General features: G+C 39.6%; 20 protein-coding genes. 6 read left to right on the forward strand and 14 right to left on the reverse strand.

Going from position 1 to position 15,498, the window contains the following annotated elements; translation table 11 throughout:
- Positions 1 to 25 precede the first annotated feature (25 nt).
- The 3 genes from CFH81_05455 (at position 26) to CFH81_05465 (ending at position 2,232) form a co-directional block, all read left to right on the forward strand.
- Entirely contained in the window at positions 26 to 862 is an 837-nt protein-coding gene (locus CFH81_05455; protein DAB39677.1) for a tRNA pseudouridine(55) synthase TruB, read from the forward strand.
- Entirely contained in the window at positions 855 to 1,628 is a 774-nt protein-coding gene (locus CFH81_05460; protein ID DAB39678.1) for a 4-(cytidine 5'-diphospho)-2-C-methyl-D-erythritol kinase, read from the forward strand. The genes CFH81_05455 and CFH81_05460 overlap by 8 nt, the downstream gene beginning before the upstream one ends.
- A 139-nt stretch (positions 1,629 to 1,767) precedes the next feature.
- Positions 1,768 to 2,232, forward strand: a complete 465-nt coding sequence (locus CFH81_05465; GenBank protein DAB39679.1) for an SsrA-binding protein — start codon at positions 1,768 to 1,770, stop codon at positions 2,230 to 2,232.
- Between the two features lie 171 nt (positions 2,233 to 2,403).
- Here the strand turns inward: CFH81_05465 and rplS are convergent, their stop codons facing one another.
- From rplS to CFH81_05535, 14 genes are all read right to left on the reverse strand, one after another.
- Positions 2,404 to 2,763 carry a 50S ribosomal protein L19 gene (rplS, locus tag CFH81_05470; GenBank protein DAB39680.1) on the reverse strand — a complete coding sequence of 120 codons (360 nt, stop codon included), beginning with the start codon at positions 2,761 to 2,763 and terminating at the stop codon, positions 2,404 to 2,406.
- Complete coding sequence (locus CFH81_05475; GenBank protein DAB39681.1) at positions 2,753 to 3,448, reverse strand: tRNA (guanosine(37)-N1)-methyltransferase TrmD; 696 nt, start codon at positions 3,446 to 3,448, stop codon at positions 2,753 to 2,755. Before CFH81_05475 ends, rplS begins: the two co-directional genes overlap by 11 nt.
- 9 nt (positions 3,449 to 3,457) lie before the next feature.
- Positions 3,458 to 3,985, reverse strand: a complete 528-nt coding sequence (gene rimM, locus CFH81_05480) for a 16S rRNA processing protein RimM (protein ID DAB39682.1) — start codon at positions 3,983 to 3,985, stop codon at positions 3,458 to 3,460.
- A 2-nt stretch (positions 3,986 to 3,987) separates the two neighbouring features.
- Positions 3,988 to 4,230 (reverse strand): RNA-binding protein, encoded by a 243-nt coding sequence (locus CFH81_05485; GenBank protein ID DAB39683.1) that lies wholly within the window; start codon positions 4,228 to 4,230, stop codon positions 3,988 to 3,990.
- Positions 4,231 to 4,237: 7 nt separating this feature from the next.
- Positions 4,238 to 4,465 carry a 30S ribosomal protein S16 gene (locus CFH81_05490; protein DAB39684.1) on the reverse strand — a complete coding sequence of 76 codons (228 nt, stop codon included), beginning with the start codon at positions 4,463 to 4,465 and terminating at the stop codon, positions 4,238 to 4,240.
- Positions 4,466 to 4,728: 263 nt separating this feature from the next.
- Positions 4,729 to 6,084, reverse strand: coding sequence for a signal recognition particle protein (locus CFH81_05495; GenBank protein DAB39685.1), 1,356 nt, complete (start codon positions 6,082 to 6,084; stop codon positions 4,729 to 4,731).
- A gap of 150 nt (positions 6,085 to 6,234) precedes the next feature.
- The gene (locus tag CFH81_05500) at positions 6,235 to 6,972 is read right to left on the reverse strand and encodes an RNA pseudouridine synthase (protein ID DAB39686.1); all 738 of its coding nucleotides are present in this window, start codon (positions 6,970 to 6,972) and stop codon (positions 6,235 to 6,237) included.
- Positions 6,950 to 7,252 carry a YggU family protein gene (locus CFH81_05505; GenBank protein DAB39687.1) on the reverse strand — a complete coding sequence of 101 codons (303 nt, stop codon included), beginning with the start codon at positions 7,250 to 7,252 and terminating at the stop codon, positions 6,950 to 6,952. Before CFH81_05505 ends, CFH81_05500 begins: the two co-directional genes overlap by 23 nt.
- Positions 7,236 to 8,411, reverse strand: a complete 1,176-nt coding sequence (locus tag CFH81_05510; protein DAB39688.1) for a 3-deoxy-D-manno-octulosonic acid transferase — start codon at positions 8,409 to 8,411, stop codon at positions 7,236 to 7,238. The genes CFH81_05505 and CFH81_05510 overlap by 17 nt, the downstream gene beginning before the upstream one ends.
- 10 nt (positions 8,412 to 8,421) lie before the next feature.
- Complete coding sequence (locus CFH81_05515; protein ID DAB39689.1) at positions 8,422 to 9,141, reverse strand: hypothetical protein; 720 nt, start codon at positions 9,139 to 9,141, stop codon at positions 8,422 to 8,424.
- 39 nt (positions 9,142 to 9,180) lie between these two features.
- On the reverse strand, positions 9,181 to 9,909 hold the full coding sequence (locus CFH81_05520) for a Nif3-like dinuclear metal center hexameric protein (protein DAB39690.1): 729 nt from the start codon (positions 9,907 to 9,909) through the stop codon (positions 9,181 to 9,183).
- A 67-nt stretch (positions 9,910 to 9,976) separates the two neighbouring features.
- Positions 9,977 to 10,870 carry a glycine--tRNA ligase subunit alpha gene (gene glyQ / locus CFH81_05525; GenBank protein DAB39691.1) on the reverse strand — a complete coding sequence of 298 codons (894 nt, stop codon included), beginning with the start codon at positions 10,868 to 10,870 and terminating at the stop codon, positions 9,977 to 9,979.
- 26 nt (positions 10,871 to 10,896) lie between these two features.
- Positions 10,897 to 11,391, reverse strand: a complete 495-nt coding sequence (gene purE / locus CFH81_05530; GenBank protein ID DAB39692.1) for a 5-(carboxyamino)imidazole ribonucleotide mutase — start codon at positions 11,389 to 11,391, stop codon at positions 10,897 to 10,899.
- A 174-nt stretch (positions 11,392 to 11,565) separates the two neighbouring features.
- Complete coding sequence (locus CFH81_05535; GenBank protein DAB39693.1) at positions 11,566 to 12,894, reverse strand: collagenase-like protease; 1,329 nt, start codon at positions 12,892 to 12,894, stop codon at positions 11,566 to 11,568.
- A 116-nt stretch (positions 12,895 to 13,010) separates the two neighbouring features.
- Between CFH81_05535 and CFH81_05540 the strand changes: the two genes are divergently transcribed.
- The 3 genes from CFH81_05540 (at position 13,011) to CFH81_05550 (ending at position 15,498) form a co-directional block, all read left to right on the forward strand.
- Positions 13,011 to 13,790, forward strand: coding sequence for a histidinol phosphate phosphatase (locus CFH81_05540; GenBank protein DAB39694.1), 780 nt, complete (start codon positions 13,011 to 13,013; stop codon positions 13,788 to 13,790).
- A gap of 126 nt (positions 13,791 to 13,916) precedes the next feature.
- Positions 13,917 to 15,347: a type I glutamate--ammonia ligase gene (gene glnA / locus CFH81_05545; protein ID DAB39695.1), complete on the forward strand. Its 1,431-nt coding sequence runs from the start codon at positions 13,917 to 13,919 to the stop codon at positions 15,345 to 15,347.
- The gene (locus tag CFH81_05550) at positions 15,319 to 15,498 is read left to right on the forward strand and encodes a hypothetical protein (protein ID DAB39696.1); all 180 of its coding nucleotides are present in this window, start codon (positions 15,319 to 15,321) and stop codon (positions 15,496 to 15,498) included. The genes glnA and CFH81_05550 overlap by 29 nt, the downstream gene beginning before the upstream one ends.

The raw sequence follows: 15,498 nt of genomic DNA on the forward strand, positions 1-15,498 counted from the left end.
ACAAAATTTGTCTAGTAACTCGCAGATGAATCGTCTTTTTGTTGTCAACAAGCCCATCTTTCGCAGCTCCAACAGCTACATGGGATATGTCAAACGCAAATATGGTACCAAAAAAGTCGGCTTTTCGGGCACACTGGATCCTTTTGCCACAGGATGCCTTATCGTAGCAACAGGCCAATACACTAAACTTTTTCAGTATCTCAACAAAACCCCTAAAAGCTACAAAGCAACTTTATGGCTAGGGACCAATTCTCCCAGTTTAGATATTGAAAAAGTCGATAGCATTCAAGAAATAGCCCCTTTTAAAAATGAACAAATTAATGAAGCACTAAACAGCCTCAAGGGTGAACTTACTTATTATCCGCCCGTATTTTGCGCAAAAAAAATAGAAGGGAAACGTGCCTATGAACTTGCGCGCGAAGGCAAAGAGGTGGAACTTAACACTATCACCTCCACTATTTATGATATTAAACTCATCAATTACAACCATCCATTTGTACATTTTGAGGCTACCGTAAGCGAAGGCACATATATACGCAGCCTCGGCGCACTTCTCGCAGACGAACTTGGTGTAGACGGCACACTCTCCTCTTTGCACCGTATCCATGAAGGGAAATTTGTATTTGACGGAGAAAAAGCGCTCAACCCCTTTGATTGCCTTATTCTTCCTTTAAATATCTATACGGGGGATGATTCGTACCTTGAATTAGGGAAAAAACTTCAAATAGAGTACTTTCAAACCAAGCAAGACGGAGAATACCTTGTTGAAACAAAAAACTTCTTTGCTGTTATTAAGATTGAAAATCAAGAGATAACCTACAAACTTAATCGCATAGAAAAATTTAAGAGCCCTCATGTATAGTATCAATGCCCATGCCAAAGTCAATATCTTTTTGAAGATCACCGGGCACAAGGATGGCTACCACACGCTGCTTTCACGCTTTATGCGTGTAGAAGACCTTTACGACACCATTACATTTGAGCCTTGTGAATGCGAAAGCTTTACACTAGAAGGCTGCAATGATATCCCTTTGGAATCCAATACCATTTATAAAGCCTATAAAGCGCTGAATGCCCATACCGGCGATCTTGACATCCTCAACTTTTTTTACCGGCATAAAGTCGTCGTTACCAAGCGTATTCCAAGCCAGGCAGGCCTGGGGGGAGGAAGCTCCGATGCGGCGGCGTTTATGCGGCTGGTTAAAAAAGTATGCAATCTGCTGATTTCCACGGAAGAATTGGCAAAAATCTCAACAACCATAGGTGCCGATCTTCCTTTTTTTATCTATAATTATCCCTCTGCCAATGTTTCCGGCTTCGGAGAAGTGGTCGAGCCTTTCACGGAAGAACCTTTAAAGCTGGAACTCTATACTCCGCATATTGGATGCAACACAGCCCTTGTTTATAAAACATTTAAAGAGCATTTTTTAACAAATGTGCGTCTAAGCAGCATTATAGGCTGGGATCAGCTCCCCTCCAGGGAAATTCTTGAAAAGATTCATGATCCTGCTATCTTAAATGACCTCTACGGGGCAGCTCTTATGGTATATCCGGAGCTCGCAAAAGCAGCAAAAAAGGAATGGTACTTCAGCGGAAGCGGAAGCACGTTTTTCAAAATTAAAAATTAAATCTATTTTGCTTTTACAGACGCGGCTTTTTTCAAGCCGGTCTATCAAGATATAAAAATCTTTATTTTTATTTTTGCATTTTTTTACTAAACACGCTGCTTGCTATCTATGTTATAATACTTCCAAAAAAGGTATATCTTTGGCTATTACTCTTATTGCACAAAACAAAAAAGCGAGGCATGATTATGAAATACTCGAAAAATTTGAAGCGGGTATTGTCTTAAAAGGAAGCGAAGTAAAAGCGCTACGCGCCAAACGAGCCAATCTTTCTGATGCTTTTTGTCGATTCATAAAGGGTGAGCTTTATCTTATGAATGCACACATTGCTCATCTTGAAACAACGCATAAGCATTTTAGTCCGGACACCAGAGAACCCAGAAAACTTCTGATGCGCAAAAAAGAACTTAATAAGCTCTATATGAAAGTGCATAAAGACGGACTTACCATCGTACCGTTAATGCTTTATTTTAATGAACGCAACCTTGCCAAAGTAAGCATAGCCATTGCAAAAGGGAAAAAACTTCACGACAAACGAGCTGACCTCAAAGCCAAAACACTCAATAGGGAAGCTGAGCAAGCGATAAAAAACAAAGGAGCTCTTTAGTATATTTTATTCTGAAAAAGGATTTTTTACACCGATACAGCATAAAGCCTTAAGCTGAAAAAGTTGGTAGAGTATTAATCAAAATAGAATTTTTAAATGTAGAAATTAGTAGAAAAAGACAAGAAAGAACCCGCATTTTTTAGCTGTAATGCGGGTAGACAAAAGAAAAAACTATTTTCTTCTTAGTTCTTTAATTCTTGCAGCTTTACCTTTAAGATCTCTAAGATAGAATAATTTTGCTCTTCTTACTCTACCTCTTCTTAGAACCTCAATACTTTCGATACTCTCAGTATAAAGCGGGAAAATTCTTTCAACACCAATAGAGTTGGCACCAATCTTTCTGACATTGAATGTTTTTCCTGTGCCTTGTCCTCTAACAGCGATGCAAAGCCCCTCATAATTTTGAACTCTTTCTTTATTGCCTTCTTTAATTCTAACGGCCACTCTCAATGTGTCACCAGCTCTAAAATCAGGAATATTTTTGTTTTCCAATTGCGCTTGTTCAAAGCTTTCAATATATTTATTTCTCATGTGATACCTTTTTTTTGTATAGGTCGGGTCGGAAATACTTTGTTTTACACAAAGCCAACTCTCTTTTTAAGTCCGTGATTTTACTATGATTACCCTTTAAAAATTCTGAAACTACTGCATTGTTTTCATAAATTTTAGGTTTTGTAAAAGAAGGGGCTTCCAGCAATGCTGCTTCAAAACTTTCTATCATGAGGGAATCACTGTTTCCAAGCACGCCTTCAACATTCCTGCTCACAGCATCACAGACTACCATGCTTGCCAATTCTCCGCCTGTTAGAATAAAATCCCCTATTGAAAAAAGCTCATCGGCATACGCTTCAATCACACGCTCATCTATTCCCTCATAGCGACCGCTCACGAAAACCAAATGTGATTTGTCGGCTAAACGCTTTGCATCATTTTGCTTAAATGGTTTAGCTACGGGGGTTAAGAATATTACATAGGCTTCAGGGAATTTTTTTTTAATGTGTCCAAGAGTGTCCATTAACGGTTGGGGTGTCATGAGCATACCCGCACCTCCTCCTATCATGGGAGCATCTACTCTTTTGTGTTTATCTTGGGAAAAAGCTCTCGGATCATAAAAGTCAATACTTATTTTTCCGGACGCTGCTGCACGGGATAAAATACTTTCGGAGAAATATCCTTCGATAAGAGCGGGAAAGAGTGTAACAAAACTAAAATGCAAAATAGTACCTTAGCTTGCTTCTAGAATATCTTTAGCATCCTGCGTCAATACCGTTTTTGTTTCTATATCCGTTTTTACTATATATCTTGAAATATAAGGAAGTAAAAACTCTTTTGCCATTCCTGCTTCTACTAAAGACTGATCCGTTTTTATCACAAGATAATCCAAATCCAGCATCCGCTGAATGTCATCAACTGTACCCAAAATTATCTCTTTTTCTTTCACTGTACAGCCTATAACATCAAACCAAAAATACTCATCTTTTTCAAGATGACAATATGCTTTGGTCTCCTCTTCGCTGGCGTAAAGTTTTACATTAGTAAGTTTTTTAGCGCTCTCCACGCTCTCATAGCCTGCAAAACGTATTGTTCCTCGGTTGGGATTGAGATCTGATATTGTGAGGTCTCCGCGGCTGCTTTTAAAGGTGTGTCCGACTTTAAATTGTTCCGGAAAGTCTGTATGAAGATGAAGCTTTAAATCACCGTAAAGCCCAACGGTTCTCCCCACTTGTGCGATGAAAAACGGTTCGATAGCCATATTTACTTTACAGATTTGACATTAACGCGGTAATTCTTACCGCCTTTTGCTTTACAGCCGGAGATGACTGTTTTAATAGCATTGATCATGCGCCCCTCTTTGCCGATCAATTTGCCAACATCTTCACTGTTGGCAAAGATTGTGATCTCATCAAAGCCCTCATCCACCGAAGTAATCTCGACAGAGATATCTTCAGGATTGTTTACCAAAAGCTTAGCATAAGCGGCTAGAAATGCGGTGACCATAAAATGATTATTTTCCAGCCAATCTTTTGACTGTTGGGCTCATTTGTGCACCGACACTTAACCAATAGTTCAATCTCTCTTGATCAAGAGTAAGATCCTTGTTAACGCTTATCGGATTATAATGTCCTATCGCCTCAATCCAGCCACTGTCTCTTCTTTTTCTGCTGTCTGTTACTACAATTCTGTAAAATGGCTTCTTTTTTCTACCCATTCTTGTCATTCTTATCATTGTCATATTTGTATCCTTTATATTCTCATTTTTCTTCAACTCTTGTAAGAGCAACTGTTACGTCAGCTTCCTGCAGAGGAAAACCGGCGCTAGCATGGCAGAAACAAACCTTGTTTATTTCTGCATCCCTATCAAATAGTACTGACAACTGCTTTTAATGACTAAAGCACTCATCAATACTCTTACCCAGCACTCTTGGGAACGGAATTATAGCATAAAATATATAAAATTTTTATTAAGTTCTGCCTCTTTTTTGATCCTCTCTGATTCTAGCGTCTCATTCCGGGAAATCCGCCGCCTTGCATTTGTTTCATCAAATCTTGCATTTGTTTCATTCCGCCCTTTCCGGAAAGTTTTTTTGCCATAATAGCTGCATTTTTAAACTGTTTTAGCACTCGGTTAACCTGCATCTGATCAAGTCCTGCACCCGCTGCGATACGTCTTTTTCTCATGTTGTTTAACAGATCCGGATCTTCTCTCTCTTTTAGCGTCATTGATGAAATCATTGCTTTGATGGTCTTAATCTCATCTGAATTTTCCAGATCCATATCGCCTATCTGCTTTGCTAAATTACCCATGCCGGGAATCATGCCCATAATAGATTTCATGCTGCCTAGCTTTTTCATCTGCTCCATTTGGGCTAAAAAATCATTAAAGTTAAATTGTCCTTTTTTAATTTTTTGCGAAAACTTTTTGGCTTCTTTTGGATCGATCGCTGCAGCAGCCTTTTCTGCAAGAGATTCGACATCTCCCGCGCCCATCAAACGGCTGACTATTCTTTCAGGAATAAACTGTTCAAGATCGGGCATTTTTTCGCCTGCACCTATAAATCGAAGAGGCACTCCCACCTGCTCTGTCAGTCCAAGAGCTATTCCTCCTTTGGAGTCCCCATCAAACTTACTTAAAACAACACCCGAAATGCCAATTTTCTCTTTAAAGGTTTGGGCTGTTCTAACCGCGTCCTGTCCGGTCATAGCATCGGCTACATAAAAAAGCTCATCAGGGTCGGCTATCTCTTTGACCTCTTTAAGCTCACTCATCAGCTCATCATCTATTGCCAAACGTCCTGCCGTATCTATAAGAACAACATCATAAAGTTCTTTTTTGGCTTTTTGAAGCCCTTCTTTAACGATCTGAACTGGCGTCATCGTCTCGTCGGCCACAAGATCCACGCCTATCTGCGATACAATCTGCCTAAGCTGTTCAACTGCTGCAAGCCTCTGAAGGTCTGCTGCAACCACAAGTACTTTTTTCTTTTTTTGCTCTTTAAGAAAATAGGCAAGTTTTCCGGTGGTTGTCGTTTTGCCGGATCCCTGTAAGCCTATCATGAGCACGACCGTAGGAGGATTAGATGCGAAAGTAAAACCTTTGGGAGCGCCTTGTATGGTAAGCAAACGGGTAAGCTCTGCTTGAAGTGCCTTTAAAAATTGTTCTTTACCGATGCCGTTTTTCTTTGTATCCAGCTCAACAGCAGCAATCAGTTCCTTGACTACCTTGTGATGCACATCGGCTTTTAGCAATGATTTTTTAAGTTCTGCTGTTGCTTTTTTTAACGCCTTGTCATCATCATGAAAACGAATTTTTCCAATGGCATTTTTAAAACTATCGGTTAATGTATCAAACATATCTTCCCTCTATTATAAATTATCAAAAAGCGGCCGATCCGCACCACTTTTGCATTGACTGGCATTAAAACAGAACATAGTATAAACCATCTCCAAAGAGTCTGTGCCCTCTAATGCCCGCTAAACAAGTGACGTGATTTTATCCAAGATTTACTTATATCGCGCGATACTTTTTGGTTCTGGGGCCTCAAACTCATAATCAAATATTTTTATCTTTGAAGAGTGCAACAGCATATGTTTGCTTTGGGTTCGGCTTCCATACTGCTCGTCTCCAACGATAGGATGTCCTACGCTGGCAAGATGAACACGTATTTGATGGGTTCTTCCTGTTGTGATTTCAATGCGTACTTTGCTTTTTTTTCCCTGGATCTCTTCGGGAGTAACTTTAGTATATGCCTTTTTGCCTCTAAGGTGATCGATTTTTGAAAAAGCTTTGCCTTTCTTGATCGTTAGTAGCGGGGCATCTATCTCCATCGCTTCATACAGTACCCCTTCAACCCATGCTATATACTGTTTTTGAACTCGTCTGGCCTTAAATTCTTTGATGGCATCTTCAATAAATGTTTTGTTTCTTCCAAGAAGCAAAACTCCGCTTGTGTCTCTGTCTAACCGATGCAAAAGTTCTGCACCTTCTATTGCATCTTGAATATCATAACTGTCTATTTGTGCGGGCTTATTCACCGCAACAATATTATCATCTTGATAAATAATTTCAATATCTGACGGATATTCTATCCGAAAATGCGTATCGTCGCTTATCTCTGCACGGGCTATTTTTACTTTTTTATCTCCTGCAAAAACCAAACCTCTGTCAATAAGTTCTTTTGCCTGATTATTTGAAATCTCTTCTTGTTTTGCCAATACTTTATATGCTTTGTCTGTAGCCATTTTTTTCTATCCAATCTTCAAATTCTTTTGTAAGCGGGAATTCCACTATTTTTACTTTACTGTTTTGCCCTGTTTTAAAAAGTATATCACTTTTTGACACTTTAAAACTTTTTGAGAGAAATCTTATTAACTCTTTGTTTGCCGCACCCTCTACCGCAGGTGCTTTGATGCGAATCTTAATGGCATCATTTCCATACATCTCGCAAAACTCATTTTTGCTTGCGGCAGGCTGCGCCTTGATAGATAAACCTACCTTGCCTTCCTTAATTTGATAAAACATTATTCAGGCTTTCCAAAATAGGTGTCAAATCTGTTTTGGATTTGATCTTTGTGGGTTTTAAATGCGTATGCTGAAGTACTTTTTTTGAAAGAGCTGAAGCTTCTACCACGGCAATCCCTTCTATAGCATCAAAAATATCTTTTTGATTGAAATAATATTTGCCTGAGATTATTTTGCAGCCAAACTGCGCTGCTTCGGCTGCATTGTGTCCGCCCAAAGGCTCAAATGCTCCTCCCAAAATAACGATGTCGCTAATTGCATATATATTCACCAGTTCGCCCAAGGTGTCTAAAACTATAATATCACTTTGCATCACTCTATTTTGCGAATATCTCTGACAGATAAATTGCTGTTCTTGCGCAAAGACTTCCGCCATTCTCGTCACTTTTTCAAAACGTTCCGGATGACGCGGCGCCAAAATAAGTACAGCATCCGGCTCTTCTTTTTTTAATGCCAAATAAGCCTCAAAGACCAAGATCTCTTCACCTTCGTGGATGCTCGCTGCACACACAACCATCGATGAAGGTTTCTTGAGCCATGCCGTAGGCAAAGGAAGCTTAGCAAGCTTAATATTGCCCGTAACTTTAATATTTTTTGCGCCCAATAATTCCAAACGTTCTTTATCTGTTTGACTCTGTGCATAGATTTCATCGATCTGCTTAAAGATGTGCCTGTAAAACCAAGCCATTTTCAAATATTTTGGAAAAGAGCGTTCACTCATACGCGCATTGATCAGCAAGGTTTTGGCACCTCTTTTTTTTGCAAGAGCAAAAAGCAGATACCAAAATTCTGCCTCCATAACAACTAACGCTTTTTGGGGTTTAGCCCACCAAAAAAGCAAAGGCTCAAAAGGCAGATACCTGCTTTGAGATGTATAGCTGCTTACTGCTTCGAACCCTGTGTGCGTAGTTGCAGTCATACGCAACATCTCATTGGGAAACATTTCAACAATCGGCGCAATGGCTTTGGCTTCACCAAAACTGCAAACGTGAAACCAGATTCCTGCTTTTTTTAAAGGTCTATTGTTCCACAAAAAAAATCTTGCAGGAATAGCATCTTTGTACTTTGCCTTAAGAGAAAACAATGCCAAAAAAGGCAATGCCATACTATAAAAAATACCAACCGTCACGCTATAGAGAAGAAGAAAAAGTCTCTCCATAACCGATCATTTAGGCTTTTTCTGTCTCGCGCTCGATATAGAGAATCCGTCCGCAATGGGGGCAGTTAACAATCTCGTCACCCCTGATCACCTCAGAGTAAGTTTTATCGTTAAGTTTCATATGGCACCCGTAACATGCCTGTTTTTTAACAGGAACAACTGCTGTGTTTCCTGCCCAGATACGAATCTTTTCATAAAATGAAAGCACTTTTTGTTCAATATTTCTAATCAATATTTCTCTTTTTTCAAAAAGTTCTGCTTTGCTTTGTTCTATTTCGGACTTCTCCACACTTACCATTTCAGCAACAGCCTGAAACTCATGTGCAAGTTGTTTTACCTTCTCGTTTACTTCGTCAAGAAGTATTTTTTTGGTTTCATTAATCTTTTGGAGTCTTTCGATCTCCTCATTGGCAAACGTCATCTTTTCTTTAGCAATATCCTCTTCTAAAGAAAGTGCTTTCATCTCTTTTTCTGTAGAAATCTCTTTGGCTTTCTTACTATTTAAAACAAGTTGGTTATTGAGCAGTTTAAGCTGTTCTTCAAACGTTCTTATTTTTTCTTCATTGTTTGCAATAGCCTTTATGAGTGCATCCGCTTCACTTTGTACTGTATCGATTTTTATTTTTGCTTTGGCGATTTTTTTATCTGCAGCCTCAAGTTCGGGTCTATAACTATCGATTGTTCTATCATTCTTTGCAAGCTCAATGAGCTCTCTTAAACGTTTATTCACTCTTGGTCCTTTTGGAGTTTAGGGGATTTAGCCATATCTTTATATTGATTCAATATGAAATGGATTTTTAGAATGCGAAATTATAACCAAAAGAGGTAAATTTTTCAACTCTTGGGCTAAAATCTCCGCAAAAAACTGTTCGCTTTCGTAATGCCCTATATCCACCATCATCAAATTTTCGCTTAGTGCTTTCATGGCATCATGATACTTAATATCTCCGGTAAGAAAACAATCTGCCTCAACTGTATCCATCAAAGAAGCCCCCGCTCCGGTCGTAAGTGCAACAGAATTAATAATCTCTTTTTTACCCACCACTTTAAGCGCAGGTAAAGATAATTTCTTTTTGAGAAGCGCCAAAAGCGTCTGGTAACTCCATTCTCCTTTTGCAATACAAACAAATGGATTTTGCTCCATAACACTGAAGCCCAAAATTTTTTCAAAAACGTATCTATTGAGATGCGTTTGATCAAAATTAGTATGCATTGCTATGAGCGATTGTTTTTTAAGAATCAGTTTTTCAAGCAGATTTGCAGGGTATCTGGCAAAATCAAGTTGAGACAGTTTAGCAAATATTAGAGGATGATGCACTATAAAAAGTACTTCTTTGGGTGCTTGCTCTATCATCGATTCGTCCAAATCTAATGCAACTACGATTTGAGATATTTCACGAACCGCACTCCCCACAATCAATCCTGAATTGTCCCACTTTTCTTGAAGGTCAAAAGGACTTATTTTGTTGAGAAAATCATATATTTCCTGTAATTTCATACCTATCTCACTTTATCAAAAAAGTGCTGCATATTATCGCATATCACAATTATTGATTTTTAATTTGCTAACTTTTTACTCTTTTACCGCGCTCTTCTTCTTGCGCCTTATACAGCTGGGCACATCCGATGGCAAGCTCTCGTACTTTTAAAATATAATTTTGTCGCTGTGCTTGAGAGATGGCTTTTCTGGCATCAAGTATATTAAATGCATGTGAGGCCATCATGCATTGATCATAAGCCGCAAGCGGCAATCCCTTTTCAAGACAGAGTCTGCACTCTGCACTTGCATCTTCGAAATGTGCTAAAAGTTTTTCTACTGTTGCTACTTCAAAATGATATTTTGAAAATTCATATTCACTCTCTTTATGTACATCTGCATAGGTAGTAACCTGATCTTTGTTTTGGTTCCATACGATATCAAAGACCGATTCAACCCCCTGGAGATACATCGCCAAACGTTCTGTTCCGTAAGTGATCTCTACGGCCACAGGATCACAAGAGATACCTCCTACTTGCTGAAAATAGGTAAACTGGGTTACTTCCATTCCATCAAGCCATACTTCCCATCCAAGCCCCCATGCGCCAAGGGTTGGAGATTCCCAGTTGTCTTCAACAAAACGAATATCATGCTGAGTAAGATCAAGCCCCAGATATTCTAATGATTTTAAATAAAGCTCCTGAATATTGTCCGGACTCGGTTTGATTAAAACTTGAAACTGATAATAGGCGCCTAATCTGTTTGGATTCTCTCCATAACGACCATCTGTGGGTCTTCTGCTCGGTGCGACATAAGCTGTACTCCAAGGCTTATTATCTAAACTGCGCAGAAGTGTTGCGGGATGAAAAGTTCCCGCCCCGGCAGGAATGTCGTAAGGCTGAACGATATTGCATCCTTGTTGTGCCCAAAATTGTTGCAATTTGAGAAGTAGTTCGCTAAAGGTAATTGCATCTTTGTTCATCTATATTCCTAATCTCTTTTAAAATCTTAAAGTTTTACTTCTATCTCGACAGAGTCAAGTTCTACTTTTTTTGCTTTGCTAATTCTATCTTCTTGCAGCTTTACACGAAGTTCATCATCATTGAGCGCCATGATCTGAATAGCAAGATAAGCCGCGTTGACCGCACCTGCCTTACCGATAGCCACGGTTCCCACAGGCATGCCTCCTGGCATCATCACTGTACTGAGCAACGCATCTTCCCCCCTAAGCTCACCGCTTGCCATAGGAACGCCAAGCACCGGTTTGATTGTAGACGCAGCCAATGCCCCCGCCAAATGTGCCGCCATTCCTGCTGCCGCTATAAAAACTTGGGCCCCTTTGCTCTCGGCTTCTTTGACATAGTTTTTGGTTCTCTCCGGACTTCTGTGCGCAGAGGAGATAATAAGTTCGTAAGGTACGCCGAACTTTTCAAGTGTTATACCGCACTCTTTCATCACTTCATAGTCACTTTTACTTCCAATAACAATCGATACAAATTTCATAATCTTCCTTTTTTATTAAAATAAATCTCCTTGAAGATGGGCGGAGCCCCTCTTCAATTCCTCTCACTGAAGCTTCGGCAGATGCCTCAGGGTTTCCAAAATAAATCTCCTTGAAGATGGGCGGAGCCCCTCTTCAATTCCTCTCACTGAAGCTTCGGCAGATGCCTCAGGGTTTCAATCCCCGCATCGGCTCTCTTCCGCTTCCATAAGTCCTTTTTTGACAAGCGCCTCATCAATACCGCGTCTTAATATCGTATAGCCCGGCAATGTTGTCGGCAAAATAATATCATTCAAATCACCACTATGGATACATTCAAACTCTTTTCCCTTAAGCGAGATGAGTTTCTTGAATGTAAGCCAATATCGCCCCTCTTTTTGTTCTATTTTTCCATATTCATTATCACTCTCTTGGAGTGTTGCACCCACGGGCAAAACAATCTCCACTGTATCCCCTACGCAGGTCTTGTCTTTGCATCGCCAGGTTTTTCCATCTTCACCTACAAGTGCGGCTACCTGATGTGTGCCGTTTTGAATCGTAAAACCAAGTGATTGCGTATCGTCTTTTTCAAACGGACGGGAGATAAGATATGCATCGGTAAAACCTCTGTTTTGTGTCGTATTTAACTCCTCCTGATAACGTTTTGCATTAAAATCATTAGCATAGAAATCATCGATTGCATGCCTGTAGGCTTTTGTCACTACTGCTGCATAATAGGGGGATTTTGTACGGCCCTCAATTTTCAATGAGTCTATCACTCCAGAAGAGAGGATTTCGTCTATATGCGATGCCATATTCATATCTTTAGCATTCATAATATAGGTACCCACTCCAGTCTCTTCTTCAAGCCTAAAAGTAGTATTTGTTTCAGGATTATACGCATAAATTTCATAGGGAAAACGGCAATCATTGGCACAGGAACCCCGGTTGGGCACTCTGCCTTTTTGCAATGCCGAGATAAGACAGCGTCCGCTATAGGCAAAGCACATTGATCCGTGCACAAAAATCTCTATCTCAAGTTCGGGTATGACTGATTTGATCGCTTCACAATCTCTAAGACTGATCTCGCGTGCAGCAATAATCCTTTTAACTCCCATATCATAATACACTTGCGCATCAAGTGCATTCATCACGTTCGCTTGCGTTGAGAGATGAATCGGAATCTTAGGAGCGATTTTGCTTGCCATCCTTACAACGCCAGGGCTCGAAACAATCAAGGCATCCGGGTTTAATTCTGCCATCTTTGCAATGTGATTTTCATAAAGTTTGACTTGAGAATTGAACGGAAAACTATTAATGGTTACATACACCTTTTTTTTTCTTTCGTGCGCATAGGCTATGCCCTCGGCAAAAGAATCTATATCGAACTCTTTTCCGGAGCGGATACGCAGTGAAAAAGTGCTTGTGCCGCCATACACAGCATCTGCACCATAATTCAAAGCGATTTTCATCTTCTCCAGATTTCCTGCGGGAGCCAAAAGTTCTACTTTGTTTTGATTTGTCATAATAATCCTATTCTCATTTTACGTGAGATGTATTTGGCTTTTATTTTACCCTATTAGTGGTAAAACATAGATTTTATGTTAAAATTATTTAAAAACCAAATAGGTTGAAACAAAAAATGAAAATAGATCTGCACAATCACACTGTTCGTTGCAATCATGCCGAAGGAACGATTGATGAATTCATCCAGAAAGCCATCGAACTTGGTATAGATATCTATGGATTTACAGAACATGCGCCTATGAATTTTGATGAAAAATATCGATTGGGTTTTAATGAAATGGAAGCATATGCCAATGATGTAATGGCCGCAAGAGAACGTTACAAAAATGACATCAGCATTCTTTTGGGGTATGAAGTGGATTATCTTCCTGGGTATATGGATAAACGCGTACTGGATGCCGATGTAGATTATTTGATAGGTTCGGTACACTTTTTGGACAAGTGGGGGTTTGATAATCCTGAATTTATACGTGGATACCAAGACCGCGATATTGATGAGATATGGCAGGCTTATTTTGATGCCACTGAAATGATGGCAAAGAGCGGTAAGTTTGACATTGTTGGGCATCTGGATCTTATAAAAGTGTTTAAATTTATGCCCAAAAAAGATACAAGAATGCTCGCAAAAAATGCACTAAAAGCGATCAAAGCTTCCGGCATGGTGATCGAGCTCAATACGGCGGGATTGCGTAAACCTATCGGAGAGATCTATCCCTCGCGCACTCTTTTGGAGGAGGCTTATTCGCTTGATATTCCCATTACATTCGCTTCAGATGCGCATACTGTCGGGCAGATAGGCTTTGGATACGAAAAGGCTGTGGCCCTGGCAAAAGAAGTGGGCTACACCAAAGCTATCACTTTTTCTCAACGAGATAAAAAATCGATTATTTTTTAGGCAATTATTTTACATTATCTTTTTTTGAAAAAGCAAATTGATTATTTTTTGGGCAATTATTTTACATTATCTTATTGTAGAGTGGCTATAATATAATGATAAAATTAATTTGGAGGAACATCCGTTATGGGTAAATTTGTGAACAATATTGCAGAATTCAATACATTCTGCGAAGAAAATGAAGTAGAATTTGTAGATTTTAGATTTACAGACATCAAAGGAACTTGGCACCATATCACCTATAGAAAACATGCCGTAAATGACAATATGCTCCAATCCGGTCTGCCTTTTGATGGCAGCTCTATCGATGCTTGGCAGCCGATCAACAAATCAGATATGCTTTTAAAACCGGATATTGAAACAGCCTTTCTTGATCCCTTTACCGCAGACAGTACGGTTATTGTAATTTGCGATGTGTACGACATTTATAAAAATGAGCTCTATGCAAAATGCCCTCGTTCCATTGCCAAAAAATCCCTAGAATATCTTGCTGCTGCCAATATTGGCGATGTTGCTTATTTTGGCCCTGAAAATGAATTTTTTATATTTGATGACGTGCGTATATGGAACGGTATCAACGAAGCTGGCTATAGAGTAGATACCGAAGAAGGAAGCTGGAATGCTTCAACCAAATACAGCGAAACAGGGAACATGGGACATAGAGCAGGCACTAAAGGCGGATATTTTCCAGTCATGCCGATCGATACCATGGTTGATCTAAGAGCAGAGATGATGCATATCCTTGAAGAGGTAGGACTGGACGTTATGCTTGGTCACCACGAAGTGGCGCAAGGACAAGGTGAAATCGGCATTAAATTTGGAACCATGATTGAAGCTGCGGATAATGTACAAAAGTACAAATATGTTGTCAAGATGGTAGCACATCTCAACGGGAAGACAGCAACGTTTATGCCGAAACCGCTTTATGGTGATAACGGAAGCGGGATGCACGTTCATCAATCTATCTGGAAAGACGGGAAAAATCTTTTCTACAAAGAGGGAGAATATGCCAATCTAAGCCAAACAGCGCTTCACTATCTTGGCGGTATTTTTAAACATGCCAAAGCGGTTGCAGCCATTACAAACCCAAGTTCAAATTCTTACAGAAGATTGATTCCGGGATTTGAAGCACCTTCTATTTTGACTTATTCTAGCCAAAACAGATCTGCTGCATGTCGTATTCCTTATGGTGCCAATGAAATGGCTACAAGAATTGAAACAAGATTCCCGGATTCCTCTGCATGCCCTTATCTTGCATTTGCTGCATTGATGATGGCCGGGATTGATGGCATCAAAAATAAATATATTCCAATTGGGCCAATGGATGAAGATCTCTTTGAGCTTACTCTTGATGAGATAAGAGAGAAAAAGATCCCTCAAATGCCTCATACCCTCAGAGAAGCACTTGAAGATCTTATTGCTGATAATGATTTCCTTCAACCGGCATTCAGTAAAGAGTTTATCACCGAATATCAGCACTATATGTTTAAAAGACAGGTGTGGCCCGACGAAGCAAGACCGACAGCCTTTGATTTTTCAACCACGTATTCTTGTTAAAACTTTTTCGGGTGTTCTGCCCGAAAAAGTTTCTACTGTAAAAAATTTTATATTTTATATTATTTCTTTATTAGCTGCAAATATCTCTCTCATTTTCTATACCCAAAACCACAAAAGAGTTTCTGTCTGCTTTATTGCCACCAAAAAATAA

It is taken from the genome of Sulfurovum sp. UBA12169, assembly GCA_002742845.1.
Classification (GTDB): Bacteria; Campylobacterota; Campylobacteria; order Campylobacterales; family Sulfurovaceae; genus Sulfurovum.